The sequence below is a fragment of the Chryseobacterium foetidum genome, from assembly GCF_025457425.1.
GTDB classification, from domain to species: Bacteria; Bacteroidota; Bacteroidia; order Flavobacteriales; family Weeksellaceae; genus Chryseobacterium; species Chryseobacterium foetidum.
On record NZ_JAMXIA010000001.1, the window covers coordinates 193,595 to 210,158 of the forward strand.

At 36.3% G+C, this 16,564-nt stretch carries 15 protein-coding genes; 12 read left to right on the plus strand and 3 right to left on the minus strand.

Features of this window, described 5'->3' with window-relative positions; genetic code table 11:
- Positions 1-40: 40 nt before the first annotated feature.
- The 12 genes from dacB to NG809_RS00945 all read left to right on the plus strand — a co-directional run bounded on the left by dacB (position 41) and on the right by NG809_RS00945 (position 11,157).
- Entirely contained in the window at positions 41-1,414 is a 1,374-nt protein-coding gene (gene dacB / locus NG809_RS00890) for a D-alanyl-D-alanine carboxypeptidase/D-alanyl-D-alanine endopeptidase (protein WP_262147223.1), read from the plus strand.
- Positions 1,415-1,418: 4 nt separating this feature from the next.
- Positions 1,419-2,585, plus strand: a complete 1,167-nt coding sequence (locus NG809_RS00895; protein ID WP_262147225.1) for a sensor histidine kinase — start codon at positions 1,419-1,421, stop codon at positions 2,583-2,585.
- 69 nt (positions 2,586-2,654) lie between these two features.
- A complete protein-coding gene (locus tag NG809_RS00900) occupies positions 2,655-3,323 on the plus strand; it encodes an ABC transporter ATP-binding protein (RefSeq protein ID WP_262147227.1) in 669 nt (222 codons plus the stop codon).
- A gap of 3 nt (positions 3,324-3,326) precedes the next feature.
- Positions 3,327-3,902 (plus strand): murein L,D-transpeptidase catalytic domain family protein, encoded by a 576-nt coding sequence (locus NG809_RS00905; RefSeq protein ID WP_262147229.1) that lies wholly within the window; start codon positions 3,327-3,329, stop codon positions 3,900-3,902.
- Between the two features lie 14 nt (positions 3,903-3,916).
- Positions 3,917-4,594, plus strand: coding sequence for a RadC family protein (radC, locus tag NG809_RS00910; protein ID WP_262147231.1), 678 nt, complete (start codon positions 3,917-3,919; stop codon positions 4,592-4,594).
- Positions 4,591-5,457 carry a hypothetical protein gene (locus tag NG809_RS00915; protein ID WP_262147233.1) on the plus strand — a complete coding sequence of 289 codons (867 nt, stop codon included), beginning with the start codon at positions 4,591-4,593 and terminating at the stop codon, positions 5,455-5,457. Before radC ends, NG809_RS00915 begins: the two co-directional genes overlap by 4 nt.
- A gap of 63 nt (positions 5,458-5,520) precedes the next feature.
- Positions 5,521-6,453 (plus strand): phytanoyl-CoA dioxygenase family protein, encoded by a 933-nt coding sequence (locus NG809_RS00920; protein ID WP_262147235.1) that lies wholly within the window; start codon positions 5,521-5,523, stop codon positions 6,451-6,453.
- 3 nt (positions 6,454-6,456) lie between these two features.
- Entirely contained in the window at positions 6,457-6,987 is a 531-nt protein-coding gene (locus tag NG809_RS00925; protein ID WP_262147237.1) for a DUF1697 domain-containing protein, read from the plus strand.
- A 40-nt stretch (positions 6,988-7,027) separates the two neighbouring features.
- A complete protein-coding gene (kdsA, locus tag NG809_RS00930) occupies positions 7,028-7,837 on the plus strand; it encodes a 3-deoxy-8-phosphooctulonate synthase (protein ID WP_262147239.1) in 810 nt (269 codons plus the stop codon).
- A 79-nt stretch (positions 7,838-7,916) separates the two neighbouring features.
- Complete coding sequence (locus NG809_RS00935) at positions 7,917-8,435, plus strand: hypothetical protein (RefSeq protein WP_262147241.1); 519 nt, start codon at positions 7,917-7,919, stop codon at positions 8,433-8,435.
- A 41-nt stretch (positions 8,436-8,476) separates the two neighbouring features.
- Positions 8,477-10,681, plus strand: a complete 2,205-nt coding sequence (locus tag NG809_RS00940; RefSeq protein WP_262147243.1) for a TonB-dependent receptor plug domain-containing protein — start codon at positions 8,477-8,479, stop codon at positions 10,679-10,681.
- 5 nt (positions 10,682-10,686) lie between these two features.
- A complete protein-coding gene (locus NG809_RS00945; RefSeq protein ID WP_262147245.1) occupies positions 10,687-11,157 on the plus strand; it encodes a DUF3347 domain-containing protein in 471 nt (156 codons plus the stop codon).
- Positions 11,158-11,419: 262 nt separating this feature from the next.
- On the opposite strand, the gene NG809_RS00950 is transcribed toward NG809_RS00945, so the two are convergent.
- From NG809_RS00950 to NG809_RS00960, 3 genes are all read right to left on the minus strand, one after another.
- Positions 11,420-12,874, minus strand: coding sequence for an LptF/LptG family permease (locus tag NG809_RS00950; RefSeq protein ID WP_262147248.1), 1,455 nt, complete (start codon positions 12,872-12,874; stop codon positions 11,420-11,422).
- A 222-nt stretch (positions 12,875-13,096) separates the two neighbouring features.
- Positions 13,097-13,744 carry a LolA family protein gene (locus NG809_RS00955; RefSeq protein ID WP_262147249.1) on the minus strand — a complete coding sequence of 216 codons (648 nt, stop codon included), beginning with the start codon at positions 13,742-13,744 and terminating at the stop codon, positions 13,097-13,099.
- Between the two features lie 227 nt (positions 13,745-13,971).
- Entirely contained in the window at positions 13,972-16,491 is a 2,520-nt protein-coding gene (locus NG809_RS00960; protein ID WP_262147252.1) for an FtsK/SpoIIIE family DNA translocase, read from the minus strand.
- Between the last annotated feature and the right edge of the window lie 73 nt (positions 16,492-16,564).

A 16,564-nucleotide genomic window follows, 5' to 3' on the forward strand; every position in this document is an offset into this window, starting at 1 on the left:
TGAAACCGAAGCATTATCCAGTATAATTAAATATCATTAAATGAAATCTACCATTGCTGTTTTTACCATTGCCACACAAATGTTTTTTGCTCAAAACATAACGCAAAAGCTCGATGACGCCACAAAAAATCTGATGAATTCCTCAACAGCAGTCTCATCAAACCTCTCATTTTATGTGGCTGATGAAAACGGAAATATGGTTTATGAATATCAGGGAAGCAAAGGTCTCTCTACCGCTTCAACGCAGAAAATCTTTACGGCTGCGGCAGCTTTGGAAACTTTAGGGAAAAACTATACCTACAAAACAACATCTTCCTATTCAGGAACAGTTTCAGGAGGAAATTTAAATGGAAGTCTTTTCATCACTTCCAACGGAGATCCCACCTTAGGCAGCTGGAGATATGAAGGGTATAAACCTGAGAATTTTAAACAAAAACTTTTGGATGCCATTAAAAAATCAGGTATTACAAAAATTTCAGGCGATGTAATTATTGATGATTCTTATTTTGACCACCAGACAATTCCCGGAGGCTGGCCATGGGACGATTTGGGGAATTATTACGGAGCCGGAGTCTGGGGAGTGAACTGGCGTGAAAATCAGTTCGACATCAATATTAATGGAACGGATTTTAAGAACTTTTCTTATCCTTTAGCGAATGTAAAATGGCTGAATGAACTCAAGGCGACTGGAAGTTCAGATCAAAGTTTAATTTTTACTGCTCCACATTCTGATGTTGCTTTAATCAACGGAAGTTTGCCAGCTGGAAAGGTAACAATGGTCTCAGGTTCTGTTCCCAATCCGCCTTTGCAGTTGGGCGTGGAAATTGAAAAGTGGCTGAAAGATTCAGGAATTACAATTTTAGGCAAAGTACTTACGAATACTCAGTTGGAAATTGACGGGAAGAAAACTATGGAAGCTCCTAAAACTAATATAATTCTCACTTACGAATCGCCGACTTTAGATAAGATCATTTACTGGTTTTTAAGAAAATCCGTGAATTTATATGGGGAAAATTTAATTAAAACCTTAGGCAAAGAGAAAAAAGGCAACTCAAGTTTTAAAAGCGGAATTTCTTATCTGAAAGAATTCTGGAAATCCAAAGGAATTAATCCCAATATGATTAATTTTGCTGATGGAAGCGGGCTTTCACCTCAAAATTATGTATCTGCAAAAGCCGAAGTTCAGGCTTTAATTTACGCCAAAAAACAACCTTGGTTTGAAACCTATTACGATGGATTTCCCACTCAGGATAACGGCATGAAAATGAAAAGCGGAACCATGCGCGACACAAAATCCTACGCAGGTTTTCACACTTCGAAAGACGGTAAAAAATATGTTTATGCCATTATCATCAATAATTATCAGGGAAGCGAAAGTGCTGAACTACAGAAAATCCTGAATGTTTTAAAATAAGGAAATGAAAAACCGCCCTTTTTTAGCCAGGATCAGCAACTGGATTGTCTTTACCATACTCACCGTGATCGTTGTGGCGCTTATCGTTTCATCTAATATTCTCATCAATAATCTCAGAAATAAGGAGGCGGAACGAATTAAGGTATTTGCCACTGCAATCAAAATAATGCAGGGAAACAAGCAGACAAGCTCTGAAACCCAGGAACTGGTGTTTGCAATTTTAACCGAAAACGATCAGATTCCTACGATTTTAACTGACGAAAATAAAAATCCCTTTATTTTTGAAGGAAGTTCAAGAAATATTCCGCAGGAAATTTTAGACAATCCCGAAGAGTTGAAAAAGCTTATTATCAAAATGGAAAGCAACTACGCACCTTTCGAAATTGAAATTGCCGAAGGTGACAAGCAGCTGGTTTTTTATGATAACTCAAAGTTGCTCAGTGATTTGCGGTATTATCCTTACTTTTTAGGACTATTTATTATCGCTTATCTTGCATTTATTTTCTGGTTTCTCAGAACTATTAAAAAAACCGATGAAGGCTATCTTTGGGCAGGTTTGGCAAAAGAAACGGCACACCAGATAGGAACGCCGCTTTCATCGATGATTGGCTGGATGGAAATTATGAAGCTTGAAACGCCCGACTCTGATGGCGTAAAGGAAATCGAAAAAGATATCGAAAGACTGAGAACCATCTCCGAAAGATTCTCTAAAATAGGATCAGTTCCCGAGTTGAATGACATGAATCTGAATGCAACCATCAAGGAAAATTTTGATTATCTAAAGACCAGAATTTCCAGGAAAGTAGATTTTAGTCTCAATCTTCCGAATTATCCTATTTTGGTGCCTCACAATAAAATTCTGATCAGTTGGGTGATTGAAAATCTTGTTAAAAACGCGGTTGATGCCATGAAAGGCGAGGGACAACTTCAGATATGGATGATTGGTAAAAACAAAAATATTCTCATTGAAGTGAAAGACAATGGAAGCGGAATGACGCACAATCAGGCAAGAAATGCTTTCAAGCCCGGTTATTCCACAAAAAAAAGAGGTTGGGGTTTAGGATTAAGTCTGGCAAAAAGGGTAGTGCAGGAATATCACAATGGCGATATTAAAATTTCTCAGACAGAAATCGGGAAAGGAACGACTTTCAGAATTTCAATCAGAAAATGATATTTTAGTTCATCAATTTATATCCAAAAGGAAAATACAAAAAGGAAAAAAAATCACTATTTTTGAAGCATGATTACAGCAAAAAATATTCGTAAATCATACGGAAGTTTAGAAGTTTTAAAAGGGGTAGACCTTCACATCAAAACGGGTGAAGTGGTCTCAATTGTTGGGGAATCCGGTGCGGGAAAGTCTACACTTTTACAGATTCTGGGCACTTTAGACAGTCCTACAATTCCGAAAGACAGCAGTACCGAAATCACGATTGCGGGAGAATCTTTTATTAATATGACCGATAAGCAGATTTCAAAATTCAGAAATCAGAATATTGGTTTTGTATTTCAGTTTCATCAGCTTTTACCGGAATTTACAGCTCTTGAAAACGTTTTAATTCCTACAAAAATCGCCGGAGCAAATGAAAAAGAAGCGATAGAAAAGGCAGAATCTATTTTCCATGATTTAAAGATAGAGCACCGTCTGGATCATAAGCCGGGCCAGCTTTCGGGTGGTGAAGCTCAGCGTGTAGCGGTTGCACGAGCATTAATTAATTCTCCAAAAATTATTTTTGCAGACGAACCAACTGGAAATTTAGATTCAAAAAATGCAGATGATTTACACAGATTGTTTTTTGATTTGAGAGATAAATACAACCAAACTTTTGTGATCGTGACTCACAATCCAAATCTTGCAGAAATTACAGACCGAAAACTCGTGATGGTAGACGGTTTAATTGTAGAATAAAATATGCTTAGAAATTTTCTTTTCTTTCTGATTTTGTTTTTGGCAAGCTGTGAAGGCAATTCACAGACTTCCGCTGTGCAGATTCCAAAAGAGAAAATTACAGAGCTGAAAAGTTTTATTAAAGACAGAAATTATAATCAGGATTTGGCTGTTTTTATTAATTTTAAAATTAAATCGGGTAAATACAGGTATTTTGTTTATGACCTCAAGAAAGATAAAATTCTGCAGTCGGCTATAGTTTCGCATGGTTCAGGCTCAAACAGCAGAGTGTATGGAGAGCTGAAATTCAGCAATACAGAAAATTCATATCAGTCATCTTTGGGGAAATATGAAATTAAAGAATCTTATTCCGGAAAATTCGGTAAGTCATACCGTTTGGATGGTTTAGATAAAACCAACAGCAATGCGAGGAGCCGCGCTATCGTTATTCACTCTTTAGATTGCGTTCCGGATGTAGAATCTGAAGATCCGGCTTGCCTGAGTTTGGGTTGCCCAATGCTGTCACCAAAAGCACTTAAGCAAACGGCAAAGTACATCGACGGTGCCGCAAATACGATAATTTTGTATGCTTTTTATTAAGTTAAATTCACCAGATGTCTATTAAATTTTTAGCAGAAGACGACCGACCGAGAGAGAAATTTTTACTGAAAGGTAAGAATTTACTTTCCGATTCTGAACTTTTGGCCATCATTATGGGCAGCGGCAGCAGAGACGAAACCGCCGTTGAATTGGCGAGAAAAATACTGGCATCAGTGGATAACAGCTGGCATCAGTTGAGTTTACTGACGATTAAAGATTTAACCAAATTTAAAGGCGTGGGTGAAGTAAAAGCCATTTCAATCGCAACAGCACTGGAAATCGGGCGAAGAAGAGCTGCACAGGAAATTCCTGACAAACCACAAATTACTAGCAGCAAAGCGGCTTATGATGTCCTGAAAATTCATTTATCCGATTTAAGAACCGAAGAATTTTGGGCATTATTTTTAAATCAAAACAATAAAGTTGTACATCTCAGTCAACTTACTCAAGGTGGAATTAACCAGTCTTTGGTCGATCTGAGGATTTTATTTAAAATAGCGATGGATCATTTTGCGACGGGAATTATCGTTTCGCACAATCATCCATCAGGAAATTTAAAACCTAGTCAGGAAGATATCAGTATTACAAAAAAGATTAAGGATGCGGGAAATCTGTTGAATATTCAGCTTTTAGACCATCTCATCATTACTCAAAATTCATATTTAAGTTTGGCAGACGAAGGATTATTATGATCAGAAGACTGAAATACCACGAAATTGATTTCGAGAAATATTCTCAATGTCTCAATACTTCAGAACAGAAAAACTGGTATGCTCAAAAGCATATTTTAGATCACCTTTCAGGGAACTGGCAGATTTTGATTCTTGATGACTATAAAGCTGTGATGCCAATTCATTTCCACAGGAAATTTGGAGTTAACTTTGTGCATATGCCGTTATTCTGTCAGCAGTTAGGTGTTTTTTCAGAGACAGATGATGCGGAAATTAATGAGGATTTTTTAAAGTTTTTCAGAAAAAAATTCAGAATTTTTCTTTATAATTTTAACGACAAAAATAATTTTCTTACACCCTTAGAGAAAAGAAAAAATTACAAAATTTCTGTAAGTGAATATTCTTTTCTGAGAAGAAAAAAATATTTTAAGGGACGTAAATCCACTGTGAAAACAGCTCAATATCTCAGCTGCAGGGAGTTTTTTTTGAGTAGTGACATTGAAGATTTTATTTCTCGAAATTTTAAAGGACTAGCAGAAAATGACGATTATGAAAAATTACGAGACTACATCAGATATCTGGCTCAGATGAAATCTATCAGAATCTTCGGTGCGCTACACGGTGAGGAACTAACCAATCTAGCTGTGCTTATCGAGGGCGATGCGGAGGTTTCCCTGCTCGCATTAATCAACAGCGAAAAATATACTTTCCATAACGGATCTTCATTTTTAATTGACCAGATCGTACAAAGATTTACCACAGAGAAAAAGATCAATTTCATGGGTGGTAATATTAGGGGAATTGAAGTCTTTTTTAAAAGTTTTGGAGCAGATCTTCTGGAATACTCTACCTTAGAAAACACTTTCCTGATGAGATTTATCTGATGTTTTTCGGTACCTCAAATAATATTTTATTCATATCTTTATACTCTACAAAGACTTTTTTTTATGCTTAAAAAAATCAGAAATTATAAATTATCTTATATAATCTATAATTTGTTTAACAGAAAGAAACTCAGGCATAATCTTCCACTTTATAAAAAGTATGGGATCAAAAAAAGATACTTTTCCAGCATCTCCAGCCGTGATTTTAAAGATGTTCCCACAAGCTCACGCAAATTTGATATAAAGCGGCTTAAAGATACCCGTTTTTACCAAAATCTAAGTGATGAAAATCAATTAAGTGCTCAAAAATTTGACGACAACGGCTTTCTCGTTCTGCGAAACTATTTAAAATCCGAAACTGCCGACCAGATCAATACTGAAATTGATAAACTTGTGAAAGCAGGAACTGTGAAATTCCGTTATGGTGGGAAACTTATGTTCGTAATTCACCATTCAGAGGTAATCAAAAACATCGGTAATAATGAAGATTTACTTGAATTTTTATCCGTTCTGATGGATGGAGAAGCAAAATTATTTCAAAGTATAAATTTCATCAACGGCAGCCAGCAGAAGACACATTCAGACAGTATTCACATGACCACTTATCCATTGGGTGGGTTACTCGGTGTTTGGATTGCCTTAGAGGACGTCGATGAGACTAATGGCGCCTTACATTACATTCCGGGAAGTCATAAACTTCCGTATTTTCTAAACTCTGATTATGATAACGAAGGGACTGCATTTAAAATCGGAGAAAAAAGTTATACTGCTTACGAAGAATTTTTGGAGAATAAGGTTAAGGAATTGGGTTTAAAGAAAGAGATTTTTAAAGCTAAAAAAGGTGATCTTCTTGTCTGGCATGCAAATATTCTACACGGTGGTGAGCCTCATACTGATCATTCCCGAACCAGAAAAAGTTTAGTATACCATTATTTTGATAATCAAAGTATTTGCTATCACGAAGTTTCACAAAGGCCTGCACTGTTTGAACTTTAAAAAATGATAAAATACTGTGCTTTCCTCCGTGGCGTGAACGTAAAAGGAACCAATATGAAAATGGCTGATGTATGCAAAGTCTTTGCGGATGCGGGGATGACTAATGTAAGTTCAGTTTTGGCTTCGGGAAATATTATTTTTTCGTCTGATAAAACGGAATCTGATCTAAAACCAATTCTGGAAAAAGCGATGTCTGATTATTTCAACTATGAAGCATTTCTTTTCGTAAAAGACCGGAACGATGTTGAGAATTTTTGGAACAGCAATCCATTTCAGAAAAATGAGGATTTTCACATTTATGCATTTGTCTGTAATGAAAATTTTGAAAGTACTTTAATGTCAGAATTTCAAAATTCGTCAAAAGCTGAAAATGAAGAAGCAAAAATCGAAAATGGATTTTTTTACTGGCAGGTTCCGAAAGGAAATACTTTAGATTCGACTTTCGGGAAGATTTTAGGTAAAAAAAGTATGAAAGATCAGTTTACCAGCAGAAGTTTAAATACTTTTGAGAAAGTCATCAAAAAAATGACTTAATTTTTATGTATTTTTACTGAACTTTTGTAATTAAATAAAAATGATTCAGTACTTAGAAAATATACACCACAAAGATTCCAAAAACTTTTTCTTAATCGCCGGTCCATGCATTATTGAGGGCGAAGATATGGCACTCAGAATTGCCGAAAAAGTTTTGGAATTAACCAACAAATACGAAATTCCTTATATTTTTAAAGGAAGCTTCAAAAAAGCAAACAGAAGCAGAGTAGATTCTTTTACAACAATTGGCGAAGAAAAATCTCTGGAAATTCTGAAAAAAGTTGGTGAAACTTTCAATATTCCTACGACAACAGATATTCACGAAAACGAACATGCAGCTTTGGCAGCACAATATGTTGATGTTTTGCAGATTCCTGCGTTTTTAGTTCGCCAGACCGATCTTTTGGTTGCAGCAGCCGAAACAGGAAAATGTGTTTCTCTTAAAAAAGGACAGTTTCTTTCACCGGAATCGATGAAATTCGCTGTGGAAAAAATTACAGATTCCAACAACGAAAAAGTGGCGATTATTGAGAGAGGAAATTCTTTCGGATACACAGATTTAATCGTAGATTACAGAGGGATTCCTACAATGAGAAACTATGCTCCTGTTATTTTGGATGTTACGCATTCTCTACAACAACCCAACCAAAGTTCAGGAGTAACTGGAGGAAGACCAGAATTAATTGAGACCGTTGCCAAAGCAGGAATTGCAGTAGGTGCAGACGGAATTTTCATTGAAACCCACCCAACTCCGGAAACTGCTTTATCAGACGGAGCCAATATGTTGAGATTGGATCTTCTGGAAGATTTACTTCAAAAACTGACGAGAGTAAGAGAAGCGATTTTGTAGATCGGCTGGATGATGGAAGCTGGAAGCTGGATGTTCGCTGGTTTCTACAAAAACTTTTACGATAAATTCTGATTTTTTTATGTTTAAAAAACTTTTTTTCCTGTTTTTCTTTTCAATATTTTTTTGGTCTTCGGCTCAGAAAACAGATTCTCTGCAGCTGGATTTTCCTGCAAAATATAAACTGAAACTGGCAAATTCCAAGGAAAATATGCAGATGAAAGTGCTGGAATACATTCCTGAAAACGAAAACTGGGAAAATTACAGCGTCATCATTACTAAATTGACAATGAAAAATACAGCATCACTTCCCCTACAGACCTTGTTTGATTACCATAAAAAAATGGCTGAAGAAAAAGTCAACAATCTTACGATTACTGAGATTTCGAAAAATAATGAAGGCGGTAAAGAGTTTAAACTTTTTACTATGGAAGCTGATGCATACAAAGATCAGCCTGGTACAGAATCTCAGGTTTATTATTTCGTAAAAGGCGACAATGACATCATTTTGTGTATAGCAGCTGTAAAGCAGAAAAAACTTCCTGCCGAATTTATTGATGAATGGTCAAAAATATTCCTTAAAAGTCAGTTTATAAAATAAAATTTAATAATTTCACGTTCCGAAATCTTAAAGCATTTCTATTGAAAAAACTAGTTCTACCACTCGGTCTTATTCTTCCCGTACTTGCGTTTTCGCAGGTAAAAAAGAAAGATACTGCAAAAATCACCAATATTGAAGAAGTTGTTTTCCAGAGAAAAGATAAGGGAAAAACAAATGACCTCACTTCAGTAAGGATTTCCGCTAGAGACGCTCAGAACGTTGCCAGTATTTCGGGTGGAATTGAAGGATTAATTAAAACATTACCTTCCGTAAATTCAAATACCGAACTTTCCTCACAATACATGGTACGTGGCGGAAACTATGATGAAAACCTTATTTACATCAACGATATTGAGATTTACAGGCCTTTTTTGATTAGAAATTCTCAACAGGAAGGTTTAAGTATCATAAATCCTGATATGGTTTCAACGGTCAATTTTTCGGCAGGAGGTTTTGAACCGAGATATGGTGATAAAATGTCTTCAGCATTAAATATTTACTACCGTGAACCCGAAAAATATGAGGTTTCCGGTGAAGCAAGTTTAATCGGAGGAAGACTGACAGCTGGTTTAGCTTCAAAAAATAAAAAACTGACTGCTTTATTTTCCGGACGATACAGAAATACCAATCTGGTTCTGAATACTTTGAATGAGGATACAGATTTCAATCCGAAATATTACGATTTTCAGTCTTACATCAATTATCATTTCAATGATAAATTATCGCTTTCTTTCATAGGATTTTATTCCAAAAACGATTATGAAATGATTCCTAAAGAAAGGGAAGTCAACTTTGGATCCGTAAATCAGCCCATCAATCTGAACGTTTTTTATAACGGTAGAGAAAACGACGCTTACAAAAACATGATGGGAACGGTTTCTTTAAACTACAAACCATCAGAAAAGTGGAGATTTACATTGGATAGTTTTGCTTATCAGAACCGTGAACGGGAATATTATACAATCGCATCCAGCTATATTCTACAGACTTTCGATCCGATTACAGGAGCTCCTGTGACGTCCTACGATGTGGGTGGTCAGATTGAGCACGCGAGAAATGATCTGTTTGTAAGAACTTACGGTACTCAATTGAGAACCAAATTTTCCCCAAATGTCAACACAGATATTGAGTTTGGTTTTAAATTCGAAAAAGAAAACCTTCAGGATTTAACCAATGAATGGAAGCTTGTTGATTCTTCAGGTTACAGTGTTCCGACAATGCCTTTTGATCCCAGATTTCCGGATGCTTCAGATTTAGATTTATTTTACAGTATTTCGGGGAAAAATCACATTCAACCTACAAGACTTTCGGCGTATGGACAGTATTCTCAGAAGTTTTACTGGGGGTCCAGCAGAGTTTTTGTAAATGCTGGTGCAAGGGTAGCGCACTGGAGTTTTAATAATGAAACTATTTTCTCACCAAGAGCACAGTTTGCGATAAAACCCGAATGGAATGCTGATATGCTTTTCACTTTATCGGGAGGAATTTATTATCAGGCTCCGTATTACAAAGAGATAAAGGATTTAGACGGAAATTTTAATTCAAATATAAAATCTCAGAGATCCATTCAGGCTATTCTTAAAAATGATTATGAGTTTACTTTTGAAGACAGACCATTTAAGCTCACCACTGAATTGTACTATAAAAAAATGGATAATCTGATTCCGTATTACATGGATAATGTGAGAATACGATATTCAGGTAAAAACAATGCAACGGGCTACGCTTATGGTATTGATACAAGGCTTTTCGGAGAATTTGTTCCGGGAATCGATAGCTGGTTATCGGCAAGTTATGCAAGAGTTTTCGAAAATATTGACGGAAGAGGCGACATCCCAAGACCGACCGACCAACGTTTAAGATTTGCAATGTTCTATCAGGATTATATGCCGAAATTCCCTTCAATGAGAGTAAATTTAACCCTTACTTATGCAATGGGATTGCCTAATGGAGCACCGGTTTTTACCGATCCTTATCAGTATCAGAAGACTTTACCTTCCTATAAAAGGGTAGATTTAGGTTTATCTAAAGTCTTCATCGACAGAAAAGATAAAAAGAAAACATACGGATTCTGGGGTAATTTTGAAGAATTGATCTTAGGAGTGCAGGTTTTCAATGCCTTTAATATCAACAATACCGTTTCCAACCAATGGATTACAGATTCCAATACAAGTTTGATGTATCCGGTTCCGGTGAGACTTACGGGAAGATTTTTCAACGTAAAACTTGAATTTAAAATTAAATAATTAAAATGAAAACGAAATTTTTAGTTCTTGGATTGGCATTTTGCTCTGCCTTGTTTTTTGGGCAAACTAAGAAAAATGCACAGGTTTCGAAGCTTTATCAGAATTATATTGCAATTAAAAACGGTTTAGCTTCAGATGACGCTTCTAAAGCGGCTGCTTCAGCATCGGAATTTTTGAAAACTTTATCAGGCATCAATTCTGAAGTTATTGCTGAAGGCAATCTCACTTTGATGAGAAATAATGCCAAAGTGATTTCCGAATCAGATCACATTAAAGTTCAGCGTACAAAATTTAAAAATATTTCAAACCAGATGATTGCAGTTGCCAAACAGTTTAAGGTGGCTGAAAAACCGGTTTACGTTCAGTATTGCCCAATGGTGCAGGCCGGATGGCTGAGCAGTGAGAGCAAAATCATCAATCCCTACTACGGAAGTTCGATGCTGAACTGCGGAAAAGTGCAGCAGGAAATAAAGTAGAGAAGTACTTTCAAGATCATAAAAGGTCTGCGTCACAAGCTGTGATGCAGACTTTTTTTCTTTATAAGAGATTGTACCGCAAACTTTCTGCTGCAGCTTGAGAACGCACTCAACTTATATGTTAGGACACTTGCTGTTATGCTGAATTATAAATCAAAACATCCTCAGAAATTCAATTCTCTGAGGATGTGTTTTCAATGTAAATATGATATGAATGATGAAATTATGTTTAAAATTTAACAAAGTCTGTGCCAGCAAGCTTTTACTGATATCTTTTATGTTCCTTTTGTTTGCCAAACCTTTTGGTAATCGGTTTGAAAAACGCTTTATATTTTTCTGCATCAAACAGCTGCGAGTCGGTAAGCGCTTTATAAGTCATCCAGACTCCAAACGGAAATAAAATTATATTCGGAAGCCAGGCAGCGAGATACGGATTGATTTTTCCGCCCCATGCAGCATTCTCGAATCCGACATTGATCACATAAAATATAATAAAGATTACGATGGCGATAATTACCGGAAGTCCCATTCCTCCTTTTCTGATAATAGATCCCAAACTAGCACCAATCATAAAGAAAATGATGCAGGTAAAAGAATAGGTGAGGATTCTCTGCTGGTAAATAATGACTTTGTTGAAATATTTCACACTCGGATTCAGCTCATTGTTTTTACCATCAAGACTGCTTTTCAGATTGTCTAAACGGTTGTAACTGTTAAATATCAGATCAAGTTTCTTATCTGCTTTGATGGTATCAAATTTATACTGTGCCTTTACAGGAGCTTTCACTTTATTTTTATCCATATAACTTACCACCGAATTGGTCTGAGAAATTAGTTCAGAACTCATGTTTGCAGCAAGTCTGTTATTGTCTTTTTTTGCTGTTGCGATTGTGGAATTTACCTCAGTATAACTTTGAAAACGGTAATCGTCTGTAATCTGTTCTTTTTCAATTGCTTTGTTAATGAGCTCTGCGATATCAAAATGCACTGTTAAAGTATCAAATTTAATCGCCTGATCAGGTTGTTTCACACGCACATTTTCACCTTTTCCGGCATAGCTGTCTTCAAAAATGTAACCGTTAAATAAAAGTAATTTTAAGTAAGCACGGTTGGATGCGGGAACAAATTCCCCTTTCTGAGCAACGATAGACTGTTGATTGTCGAATGTATTTGCCTTTTTATGAATAAAAACGCCCTCCAGTTTTTCTGCATTCTCGCCTTCCACTTTATCAAATTTCACCATATATCCTGGGATTTGATCAATAAACTGTCCGGGTGTAAAATTCAGTGCCGGCTTTGCCTGAGCGATATTAAAAAGCATGTTTTTTGCCTTCCGCTGAAAATCCGGAACCACGTTATTGGAGAAGAAAAAAAGCATTATTGCAAGAAAAGTTGCTACTCCGAATAGTGGCAGCATCACTCTTGTTAAAGAGATTCCTGCTGCTTTCATGGCTGCCAGCTCGTACCTTTCCCCAAATTCCCCAAAAGACATGATGCTCGCCAGAAGTATGGTGAGTGGCAAAACCATTGTGATAACATTTACGCCAAGGTAAAACAAAAGTTTCAGAATTTGAAACGTGCTTAGACCTTTACCCATAAACTGTCCCAGCTGAATCCAGACAATATTGACAATAAAGATGAAGAACAGTACACTGAATATAAAAAAGAAAGGCCCGAAAAAGGTCTTAATGATATATCGGTCTAAAATTTTAAACATGCAGCAAATTTATAAAAAAACAGTTTATTACTGTTGATAAATTATCAATTCTCATATTTTTCGGCGGGGATATTCTGAAGGTGATGGAGTGAAGTTTTTCATGATAGACCAATTTATTTTTGTGAACTTACAATGCCTGTGAAATTTGCAGGCATTTTTGTTGTAAAATCATCAAATAGGTTTATAAATACAAAAACACCCGCAGAGAGCGGGTGCTGTATTTTATAGTTCTGTAACCAGATAATTTTTGTACTTATTTTTATCATACGAAAACATCTGTGGATCCAGCTGCTGGTTTTCTTTGTATTCCTGAATGGCAATCACTGCAATATCTTTGTTGTTGCCGTATTGCTCAAGTTTCAGCATTTGTTTTCTGGCAGAATCGATGTAAAGATAAACATGCTTCAGTCCGTTTGACTTTACTGGGGTAAGTTTGATGAAATCTGCACTCACACCGTTAACTGTTTTTTTGCCGCTGTAAGTTACATTGTAATCTTTTCTGTAGCTTGAAAGATAATTAATCGGAGAAAACATTTGGCTGCCAGCATTTGGTTTTGCGACAGTGACTTCCATATCTTCAGTGTTGATGTTGTAGATCTTGCTTCCGTCGAAAATCTGCTCTGTCTCCATGATTTTCAGCTTATATTTATCTCCGGCGGAGTAGTAGATTCCCGTTTCTGTTTTGCTGACTTTTCCGTTCATTCCACTGCCAAAGGAAAATTTAAAATAAGAATTTTTCTTGGCGTTGTAATTTGCGGTTACATCATCCAGTATTTTTTTCGATTTTGCATCGATTGTCTGAGCCTGAGCCAGTCCTGCATTGATGATAATTAAACCTGCTGCAGTTATTTTCAATAATAGATTTTTCATTTTTTAATTTCTGTTCTGTACTTTAGACGATATTTTAAGTCTGAAGTTAAAAGTTTGGTATTAATAACGATCAAAACTGTAGATTTTTGGTTCTAATGAATTTTTTTAACTTTAAACAAAATCAAGTGAAAGTCAGCTTAATCATTATTTTCAGATAAAATCTTAACCAAACTTACGAACTCAAAACCTTAATGTTCAATTTTTAAAATAACACCTTTTCTAATTTTTTAATTTCGCAGATCTTCCAAAAACTGTTCCAAAGAATGGAGATCGCTTATTAGTACTTCCCTTGCCTTAGCCCCGTTGAAGCCTCCTACCAAACCGCTTGCCTCCAGCTGATCCATTATTCTTCCGGCTCTGTTGTATCCTAATTTAAGCTGTCTCTGAAGCATTGATGTAGAACCCTGCTGTGTTGAAACAATAATCCTTGCGGCTTCTTCAAACAATACATCTTTCTCGTTAGGATCAAATGCTGCGACACTGCTTGAACCATCTTCTGAAACAAATTCCGGCAACATAAATGCAGAAGCGTAACCTTTCTGTTCGCCAATAAATTCTGCGAGTTTTTCAACCTCAGGAGTGTCAACGAAGGCACATTGAAGTCTTAAAATTTCATTTCCGTTAAAATAAAGCATATCTCCCTTACCGATCAGCTGATCTGCACCGGTAGAATCCAAAATCGTACGTGAATCTACACTTGAAATCACTCTGAAGGCTGCTCTCGCAGGGAAGTTGGCTTTGATCATACCCGTAATTACGTTCACAGAAGGTCTTTGTGTTGCAACAATCAGGTGAATTCCCACGGCTCTTGCCAGCTGTGCCAATCTCGCAATCGGAAGTTCAACTTCTTTACCGGCGGTCATAATCAAATCTGCAAACTCATCCACTACCAAAACGATGTAAGGCAAATAACGGTGACCGTTTTCCGGATTTAATTTTCTTTCGCTGAATTTTTTATTGTACTCCTTTAAATTTTTACAGAAAGCATTTTTCAACAAATCATAACGCTGATCCATTTCAATACAGAGTGAATTTAATGTATTGATTACTTTATTGGTATCTGTAATGATTGCATCATCCGAATCAGGAAGTTTGGCTAAATAATGTCTTTCAATTTTGGAATAAAGAGAAAGTTCCACTTTTTTAGGATCCACCATCACAAATTTCAGTTCGCTTGGATGTTTTTTGTAGAGTAGGGAAGTCAAAATCGCGTTGATACCAACCGATTTTCCCTGTCCGGTTGCTCCCGCCATCAAAAGGTGAGGCATTTTAGACAAATCCGCCATGAAGACCTCATTGGAAATCGTTTTACCGAAAACCACCGGCAAATCCATATCGGTATTTTGGAATTTCTGAGAAGCAATCACCGATCTCATCGAAACCATCGTAGGATTTTTTCTCGGAACTTCAATTCCGATGGTTCCTTTTCCGGGCATTGGTGCAATAATTCTGATTCCTAAAGCGGAAAGATTCAAAGCAATATCATCCTGTAATTTTTTAATAGAAGCCACTCTGATCCCTGCTTCGGGAACGATTTCATATAAAGTTACGGTTGGCCCGATGGTCGCTTTAATCTCAGCAATTCCGACATTAAAGTTTTTCAGAAGTCCAACAATTTTGTTTTTATTCTCTTCTAATTCGTCCTTATTGATAGAAATCTCTTCGTTGCCGTAATCCTTCAACAAGTCGATCGGAGGCATTTGAAATTTAGCCAAATCCAGTCTGTGATCATATAAACCATGCTTGTCAACCAAATCCTGAGACTGTTTATCTGCATCATCCACAATGTCGATTACAGGAGCAACTTCTACTTTAAATGAAATATCGTCAACAGAAGTTGTTGGATTTACTTTTAAATCGAAAGCATCCTGAGGAGTCGTTTTCGGAAGTGAAACAGGTGCATCCACTGGAAGATTTACAGGAGTTGAAAAGTCTATTTTGACTTCTTTTTCTTCGTTAAAGGAAGTTTGATTAGGTGTAATAATTGGATCGAGTTTTGGCTCTTCAATTGTAATTTCGGGAATGATCTCTGTTTTTTTCGGTGTAGGAACAACTTCCTGAACTGTAATTTTTTGTTCCGGCCTGATCTCTTCTTCCACAGCCAGTTCCTGATCTGCTTCAAAATCTTCGTCAGAATTTGGCATCATAGCCTTAACTCTTCCAATCGTATTTTCATTTAGAGTATCCAGTTTGTTTTTAATTGAACTTGGTCTTAGGTTAAATTCGAGAATGAAATACAGTAAAATGCTGACAGCCAAAACCACCCAAAGTCCCACAGATCCTATCATTGAAACCATCGTATCCATAATCTGATACCCATAAACACCGCAAAGAACGCTTTGACCTTTGGTTACTGCCCCGAAAAAGATAGGAAGCCAGCATATAAAAAAAAGTGAATGCCCAAACGTCATCCAGGGTTTAAAAATCTTTTTTTTCAGGATCATTGTACCGAAAACCACAAATAGAAATGCTACAATAAATGCTGCAATTCCGATGCTTTCGTAAATGAAAATTTTGCCCAGCCACTGACCCATTTTTCCGAAAATATTCGAAGATTTTATGGTTTTATCAAGCAGCGCTCCGGCTTGGCTTTGATCTGATTTCCAGTTGATTAAATAAGAAATAAACGATATTGTAAGAATACCTGCAAAAACAATAAATAGCAGACCGAAAAAGATTCTCGGTTTAGATAATATTTTAGATTGCTCCTGCGCAACGGGCTGTGTTTTTTGTGTTTTCTTTTCCATAGCTTCAATGTGGGCAAATTTAATGTTTTTTTAGTTTAAAGTTTTGCTTTTCGGTAAGTCAATTTTGTAGATT